The 15,099-nt window shown below is 65.1% G+C and carries 10 protein-coding genes; 4 read left to right on the top strand and 6 right to left on the bottom strand.

Going from position 1 to position 15,099, the window contains the following annotated elements:
- Window positions 1-74: 74 nt before the first annotated feature.
- Window positions 75-6,131, bottom strand: coding sequence for an alpha-2-macroglobulin family protein (locus QN413_RS16050; protein ID WP_323497584.1), 6,057 nt, complete (start codon window positions 6,129-6,131; stop codon window positions 75-77).
- 58 nt (window positions 6,132-6,189) lie between these two features.
- On the opposite strand from QN413_RS16050, the gene opgC reads away from it, so the two are divergent.
- Entirely contained in the window at window positions 6,190-7,374 is a 1,185-nt protein-coding gene (gene opgC / locus QN413_RS16045) for an OpgC domain-containing protein (protein WP_323497583.1), read from the top strand.
- Here opgC and QN413_RS16040 read toward each other — a convergent pair.
- The 4 genes from QN413_RS16040 to argH form a co-directional block, all read right to left on the bottom strand.
- A complete protein-coding gene (locus QN413_RS16040; RefSeq protein WP_323497582.1) occupies window positions 7,301-8,128 on the bottom strand; it encodes an SGNH/GDSL hydrolase family protein in 828 nt (275 codons plus the stop codon). The two genes, opgC and QN413_RS16040, sit on opposite strands and share 74 nt — an antisense overlap.
- A gap of 4 nt (window positions 8,129-8,132) precedes the next feature.
- Window positions 8,133-8,891, bottom strand: a complete 759-nt coding sequence (locus QN413_RS16035; RefSeq protein WP_323497581.1) for an anti-sigma factor domain-containing protein — start codon at window positions 8,889-8,891, stop codon at window positions 8,133-8,135.
- A gap of 31 nt (window positions 8,892-8,922) precedes the next feature.
- On the bottom strand, window positions 8,923-9,516 hold the full coding sequence (locus QN413_RS16030; protein WP_323497580.1) for a sigma-70 family RNA polymerase sigma factor: 594 nt from the start codon (window positions 9,514-9,516) through the stop codon (window positions 8,923-8,925).
- A 95-nt stretch (window positions 9,517-9,611) separates the two neighbouring features.
- A complete protein-coding gene (argH, locus tag QN413_RS16025) occupies window positions 9,612-11,027 on the bottom strand; it encodes an argininosuccinate lyase (RefSeq protein ID WP_323497579.1) in 1,416 nt (471 codons plus the stop codon).
- A 118-nt stretch (window positions 11,028-11,145) separates the two neighbouring features.
- On the opposite strand from argH, the gene QN413_RS16020 reads away from it, so the two are divergent.
- The 3 genes from QN413_RS16020 to QN413_RS16010 are packed head-to-tail and all read left to right on the top strand — an operon-like array spanning window position 11,146 to window position 14,229.
- Window positions 11,146-12,201: a sensor histidine kinase gene (locus tag QN413_RS16020; RefSeq protein ID WP_323497578.1), complete on the top strand. Its 1,056-nt coding sequence runs from the start codon at window positions 11,146-11,148 to the stop codon at window positions 12,199-12,201.
- 49 nt (window positions 12,202-12,250) lie between these two features.
- Window positions 12,251-12,997, top strand: a complete 747-nt coding sequence (locus QN413_RS16015; RefSeq protein WP_323497577.1) for a LytTR family DNA-binding domain-containing protein — start codon at window positions 12,251-12,253, stop codon at window positions 12,995-12,997.
- Window positions 12,994-14,229: an AI-2E family transporter gene (locus QN413_RS16010; RefSeq protein ID WP_416352193.1), complete on the top strand. Its 1,236-nt coding sequence runs from the start codon at window positions 12,994-12,996 to the stop codon at window positions 14,227-14,229. Before QN413_RS16015 ends, QN413_RS16010 begins: the two co-directional genes overlap by 4 nt.
- On the opposite strand, the gene QN413_RS16005 is transcribed toward QN413_RS16010, so the two are convergent.
- On the bottom strand, window positions 14,204-14,875 hold the full coding sequence (locus QN413_RS16005) for a hypothetical protein (protein WP_323497576.1): 672 nt from the start codon (window positions 14,873-14,875) through the stop codon (window positions 14,204-14,206). The two genes, QN413_RS16010 and QN413_RS16005, sit on opposite strands and share 26 nt — an antisense overlap.
- Between the last annotated feature and the right edge of the window lie 224 nt (window positions 14,876-15,099).

The raw sequence follows: 15,099 nt of genomic DNA, 5'->3' as shown, positions 1-15,099 counted from the left end.
CGGGGAGTTGAAACAGAAAGCCTTTCTGCTTTCTGCTGGCTCTCCGGTCCGGACCGGTGCCGGATGTAAACCTTTTACTTCGCTTGTTCCACCTTCACCCGCGCATTCGGCATTTCGCCGAACATCTCGGGCGCATACATCGCCTCGACGCGGCTTGGCGGCAGCGCGAAGTCGCCGACGTTGTTCAGGCGCACGGTGTACTCCATCTTGACCACGCCCTTCGGCATGTACTCGTAGTAGCTGCGGAAGGCTTCGAAGCTGCGTTCTTCAAAAGCCGCCCAACCCGCGCCGTTCTTCTTTTCGCCTTGCGTGGCGATCTGCGAATCGCGGCCGAGGCCACCGCCGAGGATGGTCGCGCCACCGGGAATCGGGTCGCTGATGACGACCCAGGTCATGCCGGCACTGGCGTTCACTTCTAGGGCGATGCGCAGGATGTCGCCGCGGGTGTAGACGCCCGGCGTGGCCTGCTCGACCGGCGTGATGGTCTTCTTGATCTGGTAGCCGGCCGCGAACGGCGCCTTGAGTTGGACCGCGGCGATCGACTGCAGCGTGAGCCACGGCTTGCCGGTGCCTTGCTGCGTCACCAGAAGCGTGTCGTGCGAAGCAGGCGTGACTGCCTCTGCGGCTGCGCCGGCGACTGCTGGTGTCGCTGCCGGCCACGGCAGGAACATGCTGTTGTTGCGCAGGTTGCCAGGCGAGGCGGGCGCGCCGAAGAACGTCCTTTGGTTCGGTACGCCGGCCGCATCGCTCGCTTTCACACGCTCGACCTTGCTCCAGTCGACCTGCGCCTTGATGGTGCCGAGCGTCGCCGCGGTGATGCCGGTCACCGGCGCGCTCTCGAAGGCCTTGGAGAATTTCTCCAGCGCGAGGCCGCCCCACAGATTGGCGGTGGTCGTGTGCCAGGCACCGTTCTGCTGGCGGCCGATGAAGCCGTTGGCCAGCTTGCCGATGTCGTCTTTCCATGCCGGGTCGTCCATCACGCTCAACAGCAGGCGCGCGGTGTTGACATCGCCATTGGTCATGAGCCACCACCAGTAGTCGTCCTGCTCGGTGCTGAAGATGAGCTTGGTGCCCTGGTAGCTGAGGCGCGCCTTCAGCACGTTATTTGCTTCGGCCAGGCGCTGCTGCCGCTGCGGCACATCGGCCACGCGCTTCAGGATGTTTATCCAGTCGATGACCGCGCTGGTCGGCCACTGGTTGGGCGCGATGGTGATGCTGGTCGTCATGCGGCCCTGCGCCTTGCCATAGCGCGACAGCGCCTCGAGCGCCGCGAGCTTACGCACATCCAGGTCTTTGCGCGGGCTCCAGAACTCGCGCTGGATCTTGCCTTCGACGAAGGCGATCAAGCCGGCAAGCATCGGCGCTGCGACGTCGTCGGGCAAGGCGAAGGCAGGGTTGAGCGCAGCTGCTTCCTGCGTCGCCGCCAGCAGGTACGAGGTGAGGATGTCGCTGCCGCGATTCGCCTCGCCATCGCGTGGCGGAAAGTAGTTGGCGAGGCCGTCGCTGTCGAGGTAGCTCGGGATCTGCGCGACCACGCCTTGCCACAGCTTGCCGTCGCGCAGTCCGACCGATTTACTGGTCTTCTGCTCGAGACAAATGAAGGGGTAGTTGGCGAAATAGTCGCGCACGCCGGGCAGGCCTTCGGCCAGCTTGGGTTGCAACGACATCTTCAACCCGCCGCGGCCGGGCAAGGCGTCGGCAGGCATCGCGACGTCGAGCGTGAAGGGCCCATCGAGCTGGACCAGCGTCGCTTGCTGCACCGTCAACGGCACCGCTGGAATGATGCGTTGCCGCACCTTCAATGCATCGCGTGCGGCGCTGTTTCCGGTACTGCCGGTACTGCCGGCGGTGATGTCCCTGGCCTCGATCTCCCACAGGATCGCCTCGGCCCGCGTTTGCGCGAGTTGCGCCGGCGCGGTCACCATCCACGCGACTTCACGCGATTCGCCGGCGGGGATGTCGACCGTTTGCGGCGCCAGCGTGAGCAACGTCGCACGCGGTGCCGCCTCGACCTTCATCGGCTTCTGCGTGGTGTTGCGCAGGGTGAACTGCGCGCGGAACTGATCGTCTTCGCGCACCAGCGGCGGCAGGCCACTGATGATCTGCAGGTCTTGCGTGGCCTGGACCGTGGTCTGGCCCGTGCCGAAAAGTCCGGTGCCTGCATCGGCCACCGCGACGATGCGGAAGGTCGTCAGCGCATCGTTGAGCGGCACCGTCACCACGGCCTGGCCGTTGGCATCCAGCACCACGCGCGGGTTCCACAAAAGCAGCGTGTCGAGCAGCTCGCGCGCTGCGCCCTTGCCGCCACCGCCGCCGGCCGGCACGGCCTTGCGCCCGTAGTGCCGGCGCCCGACGATTTCCATTTGCGCCGTCGAGGTGCTCACGCCCCAGCTGCGCCGTTGCAGCATCGCTTCGAGCAGGTTCCAGCTGTCGTTGGGCATCAGTTCGAGGAGCGCCTGGTCGACCGCGGCCAGGGCCACTTCGGCGCCTGCGGCCGGTTTGCCATCGGGCAGCTTGCCTGTGATGGTCACTTGCGCCTTGCCACGCACGGGGTAGCTCGGCTTGTCGCTCGTCACCTTCACGTCGATCTGGTGCGCACGCGTGCCGACACGAATCTCGGCCAGGCCCAGTCGATAGGCCGGCTTGCTCAGGTCGACCATCGCCGTCGGCGCGACGTACTCCTTGCCCTCGTACCAAAAAGCGGTCCACCACTCGCGCGGCGCCTTGAAGCCCCAGGTGAAGAAGCTGTACCACGGCACTTCACGCAGGCGGCCGCGTAACGCGAGCACGCTCACATAGGCGTTCGGTCCCCACTCGGACTTGACTGTGAGGCTCACTGTCGGGTCTTGCCCGTTAAGTTGAACCACGTGCGTTTCGATGATGCCCTCCCGCTCTACCGAGACCAGCGCGGTCGCAAAGCGGAATGGCATGCGCACCTGGAACTTGGCGACCTCGCCCGGCTGGTAGCTCTTCTTTTCGGGCAGCACGTCGATGCGGTCGTTGTCTTCGCCGCCAAACCAGATTTCTCCCTGCTTGGTCACGTACACCGAGTTGGCGGCGACGCTGGCGTTGCCATCCTTGTCCTTTGCGCTGACGATGAGTTCGACACGTCCCGGCTCGGTCAGCGATGCATCGCACAGCAGCAGGCCACGGCTGTCGCTCTTGCCGCTGCACACGGTGCCAAGATCCTTGGTTTCGGTCTTGTTGTCGTAGGTATAGAAGCCGCCGACCATGCGCTTCCGACTGCTGGTCGTGATGCGCGCGACGGCCTTGACGTCGAGCGCGACGTCGGCTTGCGGTTTGCCGCTCAGGTCGAGTGCGAGTGCCTGGAACTTGAGCTTCTGGCCGACCGAGATCCAGCTCTCGGTCTTGACGCCGGCAATCACTGCGGCGGGCCACAGGGTCTGCGTGCTGCGGATGGTTTGCACCTCGCCGTTCGGGTCGGCGTAAGTGGCCTCGAGCAGCAGTTCGCGCGGTGCGATGTTCTTAGGAACTTTGTCGACCGTCACCTTGCCGGCACCGTTCTTGTCGAGCGTCACCGGCAGCTTGTCCGCGATGACGCGCGCGTCTTGCGATGCGTCGGCTTCTTCATCGGCACCGGCGGCCGAAGCGTCCTGTTTTTGCGGCGGCGTGAAGGTAAAGCTGTCGTAGTCGCCGAAGCTTAGGTTCTTGCCACGCACCAGCGCCGACACGCGCACCGGCAGGTTGGCCGCGCCGCCGCCCGCCACGTAGTTGATCTGCACGTCGGTCGGCACCGTGGTCGCGTTGACCAGCGGCTTCTTGTCGGTCGGCGTGACCCGGCCTTCGAGCACCGGCAGGCGGAACTCTTCGACGCGGAACGAGCCGGTCGATAGGGCGCGGCTGTCGTCGTCGCTCTCGCCGCCGGACTTTCCGACTTTTGCTTTTCCACCCGAAAGCGCCACTGTGTACAGCCCGAGCTTGGCCGCTGGCGGAATGGCGAAGGTGTTCTCTGCACTGCGTCCGCCCGTCGCGGTCTTGCGCCAGGTGATCGGCTGGTCGTAGTCCTGCCCGCTGCCGACGTGGGTGATGACCAGCGTGTCGGGCAGGTCGTCCGTTACGCCGAAGCCGGCGCTGGTCTGCGTGCGCATCAGGTGCTTCATCGACACCGTCTCGCCGGCGCGCAACAGCGTGCGGTCGAAAAGGGTGTGGGCCACGCGATCGGGCTCGGCCTGCAGGCTGGTCGGTACGTTGAAGCGATAGGGCTCGATGCCGCGCTGCCAGTCGGTCCAGGTGAAGGCGAGATCGTCGCCGGCGCGTGCGCTGACAAAATAGGCGCCGGTGCCGTAGTCGTTGCCGTCGCTGTTGCCGTCAATGCTCCCGGCGCCGTTGCACTTCGGCGCGTCCGGCGAGATGCCCTTCAGCGTGACGACACCGCTCGCATCGGTGGTGCCGGTCGCGACTTCCTTGCCGCGGCAATCGGACACGCGCACCTTCGCGTTGGCGACGACTTGGCCCTTGTCGAGCGTTGTCACCCAGGCCAGCGCGTTCTCGCGGCCGAGCTTGAAGTGCACCGCCAGATTGGTGGCCAGCGCGGTGGTGCGCACGTACATCGTGCGGCCCGCGCCATAGCGCTCGTCGAGCAGCGAATCACCCAGCTTTTGAGAGGCGATCTCCAGCACGTGGAAGCCCGGCGTGAGCGGGATGCCGATCACTTCGAAAGGACGAGGATCACCGCCTTCGGTCTTCGGCATGTCGAGCGTCTTCACGCCGACTTGTCCGCTGAGCAGCGACAGCATGCGCGTCTGCACGTTGTCTTTTTCGTCCTTGTCGATCACCTTGGGCAGCGCACCCTTTGTGTCGGCACGCGCCAGCTTGCGGTCGACCGTGTAGCTGTTGTCGTAGAACCTGACCTTGCGATACCAGGCGATGATCTCGGCATCGGTCTGCGGGTTCATGTCGCTGACCTTGCCAGGCGTCAAAGCGTTGACCCGCAGGGCGGGCTCGACACGTCGCACCGTCACCGGCATCAGCGCCACACCGCCGGGTTCGGCAAAGCGCTCGATCACGCCGAAGGGCGAGGCGGCGAACTTGGCGAGTGGCGGCATCAGACCAGTGGCCGTTTTCATCGGGAAGCTGCCCGGCGCTGCGAGCGCGCGGCCCGATGCATCGACGAACTTCGCGGGCAGCGCGATGGTGAAGGGCGTGCTCTCGGCAAAAGGCGGCGCAAAGGCGACGGACTCGACCACCGTATCGTCGTCGGCGTTGTCCTCGTCGGCCTTCGGCATGAGGGTCTTGTCGCGGCCCTTCATCGTGATCTGCATTGCCAGCTTGCGCGCCACCGGCGCGTTGAAGCGCAATTCCATCGGGCGCAACGGCAGGCAGGCCGCCTGCGCGTTCTCGCGCTCGCAGGTGAACGACACCGCGAACGGTTCGCGCACTTCGAAGGCGAATCGCTTTTCGATCGTGTTGGCAATGCCCGACGGCGTCGCCACGCCTTTGCCGTAGACGATCTGCACGCGGCTTGCCGGCGTCAACGTGCGGTTGCATTGCATCGTGACGAAGCGCAGCGGCTCCTTCTCGGCGGCCTTGTCCTGCCCGAACGACTTGAGCAGGCCGGTACGGTCTGCCCCTTCGATCAGGCGCACCGGCACGCGTTCACCGACGCCATCGACTGCGCACCAGACGTTCTGGCGGACGCTGGCCAGCGTGGCCGGGCCGCTGAGTTCGAGCGCGAAGAGTTGTTGCTCGTCGATCTTTCCGTAGCTCGGCTGCACGTTGCGCACGAACGGGCCCCCGCTGTTGAACTGGTAGCGCTCCGGGCCGGTCAGGTCGGCCCCGGTACCCGACTTGAAATCGGCGATGCGCGTGACCGTGCAGCGCACGCCGGGCGGCAGATCGTTCTCGAAGTCGTAGACCCATTGCTTCTCGCCGGTCCAGCGACCGGTGCCCTTGCCTGCGGCGGCGTCGGTGCAACTCACCACGAGCGGCGCGGGTGCTTTGGGGTCGCCGAACTTGACTGCGGGCTGATCGAACTTGGCGACGATCTGGCGCACACGCGCCACTTCGCCTTGGGGCGTGAGACTGCTGATCTGCAGCGCGTGGGCGGGTAACGCCATCATGGCCAGCGAGACGCCTGTGCCCAGCGCCCATTTGGAAAGCAATCGGTTCATCGGGTTCCTCCCTCTTTGTGGGCCGCAGCGTAGCCGATTCATACAATCGACGCGACCAATGAAACGCCTCTGGGAAATCGATGCACTGCGCGGGCTGATGCTCGTGCTGATGACCGTCACCCACTTGCCGACACGGCTCACCGACCCGCTCGGCCAGCCTTTCGGTTTTGTCTCTGCGGCGGAGGGTTTCGTGCTGTTGTCGGCCTTTGTGTCGGGGCTGGTGTACAGCCGCATCGGTTACAGCCAGGGCGTGGATCCGATGCGGCGTGCCTTCTGGAAGCGCGCGCTCAAGGTTTATCTGAGCCAAGCCGCAACGCTGCTGTTTCTGTTCTTCGTGATCACCGCGGTGAGCCTGCGCATCGACCAGGCGGCGGTGAAGAACCTGGTGTCGTACTACCTCGCGCAGCCGCATCGAGGCTTCATCTACAGCCTGCTGCTGATCTACGAACCGGCGCTGCTCGACATCTTGCCGATGTACATCTTTTTCATGCTGTTGAGCCCGTGGGTCATGGCCTTCGGCCTGCGCCACGGCTGGCTCGGCGTGATGGCGATGAGCACGGCGCTCTGGGTGCTTGCGCAGTTAGGGCTGAGCGAATGGATCTATGCCTTCACCGTGCACTGGACGGGCTTGCCGGTGCCGTTCCAGGAAATGGGCGCGTTCAACACCTTCGGCTGGCAGTTCCTGTGGTTTACCGGGCTGTGGCTGGGCGCCAGCCGCAACGCGCCCGATGCCAGGCCGTTACGCTTTCCGTCATGGCTGGTGTCGCTCGCGGCGGTGGTCGCGCTGTACGGCCTGGTGTGGCGGCACTTCGGCGCGCACGGGCAGGCGCCTTTTGGCGGCGATGTCGAACTCAACCTGCTGTTCGACAAGTGGCAGCTCGGCCCGCTGCGCCTGCTCGACCTGGCTGCGCTGGGCATCCTCGCGGTGCGCTTCGGGCCCGCCATCATCGAACGCCTGCCGCGCTTTCGATGGCTCGAGGCGATGGGCTCCGCGTCGTTGCCGGTTTTTTGCGCGCACCTGGTCGCGGTGCTCACGGTGCTGGCTTTCTACGGTGACAGCCAGACCGCCCGGCCCTGGTGGGGCGACGCCTTGTTGTTGCTCGCGGTGTTCGGCTGGCTCTACGCGGTGGCGTGGGCGGTGTTGCGCTGGGACCGGCGCAAGTCAGCCGTCAACGCGGCGGCGCGGCTGCCGTCGGCGATGTCACGATTGCAGAATCCGGCGGCACCAGATGCGAAGCGATGAGCGACTGCCACAGCGCATAGCCGGTCGCGTTCATGTGCAGCTGGTCGCCGCGAAAGAGCTCGGTTCGCGGGCGTCCATCGGCACCCAGCATGGGAGTGAACACGTCGACGTAATCGCTGTTGCCCAACGTGCGCAGATACGCTGAGACGATGTTGTTGGTCTCGCGGACCTGCGGCAAGACCTTCTCGCGCGACGGGCTCGGCTTGACCGAAATGAAGGTGATGCGCGCATCCGGGGCGTCGGCCCGCACCGCATTGGCAAAACGCGCAAAGCTGTGCAGCACTTGCAGCGGCGTTTGGCCTTCGACGAGGTCGTTGTCGCCAGCATAGACCACCACCTGCCTCGGTTTGTATTGGCCGACGAGCTGATGCTCGAGCACGCTGTGCTCGGCCAGTGTCGAGCCGCCCACGCCGCGCTGGATCACATTGGGAACCTGCGAAAAGTCTTGCGCCAGATGCGGCCACAGGCGGATGGTCGAGCTGCCGACGAACACCACACCCTCGAGCGGCGGCGGTTGTGCGTGGTCGGCGGCTGCGATAGCGTCCAGCTCCTGACGCCACCGTGCGTGCGCGGCCAAGGATTGCGTGGCCGTGGCTTGCTCGGCGGCAGTAACCGCCGCATCTGCTGCGGCTGCGTCCGCGATGGACTTGGTGACGGGCTGCGCGTAGAGATTCGTCGCGCCCAGCAGGAATGCGCACGAGAACGACAGGGCAAGCTGCAGCTTCAGTCGCTGCCCGTGCGCGATCAAGCGCATCGCATCACAGCATTTTCTCGATCAGCGCACCCTTGAACAGCACCGGGCCGGTCGGTCCGCTGCCGGGTGGCACGCCGCCTCGCGGCTCCAGGGTGATCGCCAGTGTCGGCACGGCCTGCATCTCCGATGCCGAGGCCGCGAGCTTCAGGGCCGGCTGGTCGCCCAGCACGCCGAGTGACCGCGGCGCGGCGCCCGGTGGCAAGGCCCAGAGTTGCAGCGAGTGGTCGGCGGCTGTTTGGTAGCTGCCCACGCGCTGCAGCACCAGCTGACGGCTCTTTGGATCGAAGGTGACGAGCATCGACGCGGCGGACTTGTCGTCTTGCAGCACGGCCACGTACTGCACGGCCGGCGCATTGCGCAGCTCATCGCGCAGGTTGATGCCGACGACCACCGCCAGCACCGTGGCCAAAGCGCCAGCGGCCGCGGCACTGCGCCACAACGCCAGGCTGCGCAGCCAGCCGACCGGACCGACAGCCGCCGGGATGGCTGCAGCCGCAGATCGCTGCCGTTGCATGGCGTGATCGCTTTGTTCGGCCTCGATCATGTTGCGAATGCGTGTCCACACAGCGGGGTCGGGCGTGACCGATGCCTGCAACTCGGTCATGCTGGACAGGCGGCTCTGCCAGACCAGCGCCGCGGCGCGCACTGGTGCCTGCTCCCGCGCAATCGATTCGAAACGGCGCCGGGCGCCGCCACGCAGCGTGCCGAGCGCGTGGCTTGCAGCCAGCAGCTCGAGCAATTCAGGATGCGAAGAAAGGTTCATGGATAAGTCCCTGTGCGTCTCATGTTTTGCTTCAGGCGAAGCGGCCCATACAGACGCGCAGCTTCTCGAGGCCGCGGCGAATCCAGGTTTTGACGGTGCCGAGCGGCAGCTTGAGCTGCTCGGCCAGTTCACTGTGGCTCAAGTCGCGCAGGTAAGCCAGGCTCACCACCTCGCGTTGCCGGCCTTCGAGTTGGCTCAGGCACTGATGCAAGGCCCACGCCTGCTCGCTCGCATCGGCTATCGCGGAAGGGTCCGGCGCATCCGACTGCATCGTGCCCTCCATGATCTCGTCGAACTCCTGCGTGAGATGGGCGCGATCGGCGGTGCGCTTGCGCAGCAGGTCGAGCGCCCGGCTGCGCACGATCAGCCCCATCCACGCCATCGGCGGGCTCAGCGTGGCACGGTAGTCGCCCGCAACGCGCCAGATGGTCATGAAAGCCTCCTGCACCACGTCTTCGGCCCACTCGCGCTGGCGCACGACGCGCAGTGCGAGCCCGAAGAGTTTGGGCGCGGTGCGGTCATACAGAAGGCGCAATGCCGTCTCGTCGCGCTGGCCGACACGGTCGATCAACGCCATCAGTTCGGCGTCGGGGCTGAGTGCTGTCATTGGCGAATTGTCGAACATGGGGCGTCATGTAGAAGGTACGAGCGGGCTTGCGTGTCGGATTCAGCGTGCCACATGTTGCACCGAGGCGTGCAAACGCGACGCTTTGAAGGTGATCAGCCCAGGCGTGCGCGGTGCCTTGCGATTTGCGCCCGCACCTGCACCGGGGCCGTGCCGCCGAGCGTGTTGCGTGCGTTGAGCGAGCCGCGCAGGCTCAGCACGTCGTACACATCTTTTTCGATGTTCGGGTTGAACTGCTGCAGCACCGTGAGTGGCAACTCCGACAAGTCGACCTTGTGCGATATGGCCGCCTTGACCGCGTGCGCTACGGTTTCGTGCGCATCGCGAAACGGCAGGCCCTTCTTCACCAGATAGTCGGCGAGGTCGGTCGCGGTGGCGTAGCCGCGCAGCGCAGCGGCTTCCATCGCCTCCGGTTTGACGGTGATGCCGCCGATCATTTCGGCAAAGATGCGCAGCGTGTCTTTCAAGGTGTCGACCGTGTCGAACAGCGGTTCCTTGTCTTCCTGGTTGTCCTTGTTGTAGGCCAGCGGCTGGCCCTTCATCAGGGTGATGAGCGCCATCAGATGGCCGACCACGCGGCCGGTCTTGCCGCGCGCCAGTTCGGGAACATCCGGGTTTTTCTTCTGCGGCATGATCGACGAGCCGGTCGTGAAACGGTCGGCGATCTGGATGAACGCGAAGTTCTGGCTCATCCACAACACCAGCTCTTCGCTCATGCGGCTGATGTGCACCATGCACAGGCTGGCCGCAGCGGTGAACTCGATCGCAAAGTCGCGGTCGCTCACTGCGTCGAGGCTGTTCTGGCAGACGTTGGCATGGCCGTGCTCGTCGACCATACCGAGCGTCTTAGCGACCATCTCGCGATCGAGCGGGTAGCTGGTACCGGCCAGTGCGGCGGCGCCCAGCGGCAGCCAGTTGACGCGCTTTCGCACGTCGAGCATGCGGGCCGCATCGCGGGCGAACATCTCGACATAGGCCAGCATGTGGTGGCCGAAGCTCACCGGCTGGGCCACCTGCAAATGGGTGAAGCCAGGCAGGATGACCTCGACATTCTTGTCGGCAATGTCGACCAGCGCCTTCTGAAATTCGATCAGCAGGGCGGAGATCAGGTCGATCTCGCCACGCAGCCACAGGCGCACGTCGGTCGCGACCTGGTCGTTGCGGCTGCGGCCGGTGTGAAGGCGCTTGCCCGCATCTCCGACCAGCTGTGTCAAGCGTGCCTCGATGTTCAGGTGCACATCTTCGAGGTCCAGCTTCCATTCGAAAGCGCCGGATTCGATCTCGGCACGAATCTGTGTCATCCCGCTTTGAATCGCGGCGTGGTCCTGCGCGCCGATGACCTTTTGTGCGGCGAGCATTGCAGCATGCGCCAGCGACCCCTCTATGTCAGCCTCCCACATCCTTTTGTCGAAGAACACGCTGGAGGTGTAGCGCTTCACCAGATCGCTCATGGGTTCGGAGAAGAGAGCCGACCAGGCTTCGGATTTCTTGTCGAGTTGGTTTTGGGTCATACGGGCCTGTCGAGGGGCGTGCCGGGAGGCAATAATGGGTTAGTCACCCACCGTTTCTGCGATGCGCAACCCGTCGATTTTATCGGGCACCTCTCCCAAAACCGCAGCGGCAACGCTCATGAAGACGCGTGCGTCCGCAATGGCCTCTGCAGCGCGGTCGGCGGGAAGAGCGCCGAACGGTGGCGCTGCGCTGTTCGACGCCTGCCAGATCGGGGTGGTGCTGCGGGCCGTGCTTTTCGTCGAAGCGGTGGTGGCGATTGCCACGCTCTTCGTTGCACCGACTCCGGCCGACTGGCTCACCTTGGCGGCTACGGTCACGGGGGGCGCGTTGCCGGCCACGTTGCTGTGGCTGGTGTTGGCCTGTGCCTTGAAGAAGGTGCTCGGACGCCTGCCACGGCCCGCGCAGTACGCTGTCGGCAGCTTGCTTGGTTCGCTGTCGGCGCTCTATGGCTGCGGCCTGCTGCGCCTGACCGGCGTGCTGGCGTCGGCGCCGTGGATCGCCAGCGTGCTGGCCGGTGGGCTGTTCGCTGCGGTGGTGATGGTGACGCTGGTTCTGCGCGCCCGTGGTCGCACGCCGGCCGCCACCACGGCACGACTCGAAGAACTCCAAGCGCGCATTCGACCGCACTTCCTGTTCAACACGCTGAACAGTGCGATCGCCCTCGTACGCGACGAGCCGGCCAAAGCCGAAGCGATGCTGGAAGACCTGAGCGAGCTGTTTCGGCAAGCCTTGGCCGAGCCACGGGAGTCGGTCACGCTGGCCGACGAGATCGCGCTGGCCGAGCGCTATCTGGCGATCGAGCAGGTGCGCTTCGGCAATCGCTTGCGCATTCGCTGGGATCTGGATGCGGCAGCGAGTGGCGCGCGCCTGCCGCCCCTGCTGCTGCAGCCGCTGGTGGAGAACGCGGTCAAGCACGGCGTCGAGCCCAGTCCGGACGGCGCCAAGCTGCGAATTCGCACGGAACGGCGCGGCAGCATGGTGGTGATCGAGGTCATCAACAGCCTGCCGCCGTTGCGTTGGGCCGACCAGCCCCTGCCGCGCGGCCACGGCATTGCGCTGGACAACGTGCGCGACCGGTTGCGCCTGCTGCACGACATGCAGGCGCAGTTCAGCGCCGGGCTCGATCAGCAGAATTACCGCGTGCGCATCGCCATTCCGGCGGAAGCCGACTGACTTTCATGAACGGACGCCACTCCAAGAGCGCCGCAAGCGAGACGAACCGATGAACTTGAAGACTCTCATCGTCGACGATGAAGCGCTCGCACGATCGCGTCTGCGCACCTTGCTCGGCGAGTGCACTGAGCCGGGCGCCGAAGTGGTTGCGGAAGCGGCACAGGGCGCGGAAGCCCTGCAGCATCTGGCCAACACGCCCCTCGACCTGGTGCTGCTCGACATCCACATGCCGGGCATCGACGGACTCGAAGTCGCGCGCAGCCTGAAGGCGCGCAGCGACGCGCCAGCCGTGGTGTTCGTGACCGCGCACGCTGCGCATGCGGTAACCGCCTTCGAGCTCGATGCCGTCGACTACCTCACCAAGCCGGTGCGCGTCGAGCGCCTCCAGCAAGCGCTGCAAAAAGTCGAGCGCTACCTGAAAGACCGCCGCGGACAACAGCCCGAGGCGCCGCAAGAAACGTTGTTGATCCAGGACCGCGGCCGTGCCGAACGCGTGCCGCTGTCGGAGGTGCTGTACCTCAAGTCGGAGTACAAATACCTGACGGTGCGCACCGCCACACGCAGCCATATCCTGGACGGTTCGCTGGTCGAGTTCGAAGAGCGCTACGCCGACCGCTTCGTGCGCGTGCACCGCAACGCGCTGGTGTCGCGTGCGGCCATTCGCGCACTCGAGAAGTACGACGACGGTGAAGACATCGACGGCTGGGCCTTGCGCCTCGAAGGCATTCCAGAGCCGGTCGTCGTGTCTCGACGGCAACTCAGTGCCGTGCGCGAGGCGATGAAGGAAGCACCGTGACACCGCACGCCGCAGACGAGTCTCCGGTCGAACTGCCGGCAGTCATCGAGGCGGCGCTGGAACCGCTGATGGGGCCACCGCCTGAGGCACCGAGTTCTACTGAGGGAGCGAAGAAAAACGGTGAGCGCGTGCTGCTTCACATGCCGGTCGATGTGCGCAGTGCCTCGCTCGTGGTCCTGGCCGTGCTGGCCACGGTTTTTGCGTTGCAATGGGCTTCCGCGGTGTTCATTCCGCTGATGGTGAGCCTGCTGCTCACCTACGCTCTGGCGCCGCTCGTCACGCGACTCGAGCGGATAAAAATTTCTCGCTGGTTCGGTGCAGCCGCAATTCTGTTGATATTGGGCGGTGCGATCGCATGGACCACCTATTCCCTCGCCGGTAGCGCGTTACAGCTTGTCGACTCGCTTCCCCTTGCGGCGCAAAAGCTGCGGGCGCAAGTGCGTCAGGGCGCAGCCGCGCGCACCGGCACGCCACTCGACAGCGTGCAGCAGGCGGCTTCGCAACTGGAGCGGGCAGCCGAAGAAAATTCGGCCAAGGTCGCAAGCCGAACCGGCGCCACGCGCGTGGTCGTCGAGCGCCCGGCGTTCAATGTGCGGGACTACATGTGGACCGGGACCGTCGGGCTGCTATCGGCAACCGGGCAGCTCACCTTGGTGGTGTTTCTCACGTTCTTTGCGCTCGGGTCGGGCAATACATTCCGGCGCAAGCTGGTGAAGATCACCGGACCGAGCCTGGAGAAAAAGAAGATCACCGTGCACGTGCTGGACGACATGTCCAAGCAGATCGAGCGCTACCTGCTCGTCCAGATTTTCACCAGCGCATTGGTCGGCCTGGCGACCGGCTTGTCGTTCTGGGCGCTGGGGCTTGGCAATGCCGCGGTGTGGGGCATCCTGGCCGCTGTGACCAATCTCATCCCCTACATCGGCTCGGTGATCGTCATGGGCGCAGCGGGGCTGGTCGCCTTTTTGCAGTTCAACAGCATCCAGATGGCGCTCGTGATCGGCGGTGTCTCGCTGGTGATCCACACCCTCGTCGGCAATCTGCTGCTGCCGTTTTTGACCAGCCGCACCAGTCGCATGAACCCGCTCGCCGTCTTCGTCGGTGTGATCTTCTGGGGCTGGCTGTGGGGCGTGTGGGGCCTGTTGCTCGGCATCCCGATCATGATGGTCTTCAAGGCCGTCTGCGACCGCGTCGAAGACCTCCAGCCTATCGGTGAACTGCTGGGCGATTGACGTCGCTGGCGCGGTCGACGATGAAGCTCAGTGCGTGCCGGTAACTCGGCGTGTTGTTCTGGCCTGGCGCCGACGGTGCGGGCAGCGTAGTTTGCGATGCCGCCTTCACCGGCAATGTCACCCTGACCGTGCTGCGGTCGCCATCGAGCCCTTCGGTTTCGATGCGGAGGCCGACGATGCCATCGCCGCCTTTCAGTTGCGCCAGTGCGGCCCCGAGCGGCACTGCGCAGCTGTAGTGGCCGGGAGTCTTGCTGCCGCAGGCCGTGCGACCGGGCACATCTTTTGGCTCGCTTTGCGCTGAAGTCGAATACATGAAGACATTCACGTAACTCAACACGTCGGTCGCGACGAACATCAGCGACGCCTCCCTGGGGTCAGCGGCGCCAGCTGTCGGCTCCAGCTTTCTGGGAGAGACATCGAACACCACGAAAGGCGCATCGTTGGATGCATATTCGACCTTGGCGGGATAGGTTCCGAGGGCAGCAGCAAAGGCATTCGGATCGGCTGCGGGAGGCTTCGCAAAGCCTTTTTCAGCGGCATGCGTTCGTGGCGCTTTGCCCTGCGGTTTTACGCGTGCCGTCTCAGCCGCCGTAACGCTGAGTGGAAGAACAGTCGCCAGTGCCAACGCCGTGATCGTGCGCAACATGGAAGTCTCCGAAAGCTTTGCCGGAGTGTCCGCCTGCGGCGGCTTTCTGTCTCGACCGAAGGGTCAGGCTTAACCCTGTTGACGCGGTAACTTCGAGGGGCTGACTGCTGGGATGGCCTTCGTGCCGCTGATCTCAAGCCGGTGCCTGATGGCGATCGGCGCGTGAAGGATGTCATCAAGGACTGGGGCCTGAAGTGGCCTGAAAACGATTGAGCTTTGCAGCG

This window comes from Variovorax sp. LG9.2, assembly GCF_035018885.1.
Taxonomy (GTDB): domain Bacteria; phylum Pseudomonadota; class Gammaproteobacteria; order Burkholderiales; family Burkholderiaceae_C; genus Variovorax.
This window is presented reverse-complemented; position numbering and strand designations above follow the sequence as displayed.

Excerpts from the sequence above, each read along its gene's own strand:
- QN413_RS16050 (WP_323497584.1), bottom strand. The coding sequence starts at position 6,131 with ATGAACCGATTGCTTTCCAAATGGGCGCTGGGCACAGGCGTCTCGCTG.
- opgC (WP_323497583.1), top strand. The coding sequence starts at position 6,190 with ATGAAACGCCTCTGGGAAATCGATGCACTGCGCGGGCTGATGCTCGTG.
- QN413_RS16040 (WP_323497582.1), bottom strand. The coding sequence starts at position 8,128 with ATGCGCTTGATCGCGCACGGGCAGCGACTGAAGCTGCAGCTTGCCCTG.
- QN413_RS16035 (WP_323497581.1), bottom strand. The coding sequence starts at position 8,891 with ATGAACCTTTCTTCGCATCCTGAATTGCTCGAGCTGCTGGCTGCAAGC.
- QN413_RS16030 (WP_323497580.1), bottom strand. The coding sequence starts at position 9,516 with ATGTTCGACAATTCGCCAATGACAGCACTCAGCCCCGACGCCGAACTG.
- argH (WP_323497579.1), bottom strand. The coding sequence starts at position 11,027 with ATGACCCAAAACCAACTCGACAAGAAATCCGAAGCCTGGTCGGCTCTC.
- QN413_RS16020 (WP_323497578.1), top strand. The coding sequence starts at position 11,146 with ATGAAGACGCGTGCGTCCGCAATGGCCTCTGCAGCGCGGTCGGCGGGA.
- QN413_RS16015 (WP_323497577.1), top strand. The coding sequence starts at position 12,251 with ATGAACTTGAAGACTCTCATCGTCGACGATGAAGCGCTCGCACGATCG.
- QN413_RS16005 (WP_323497576.1), bottom strand. The coding sequence starts at position 14,875 with ATGTTGCGCACGATCACGGCGTTGGCACTGGCGACTGTTCTTCCACTC.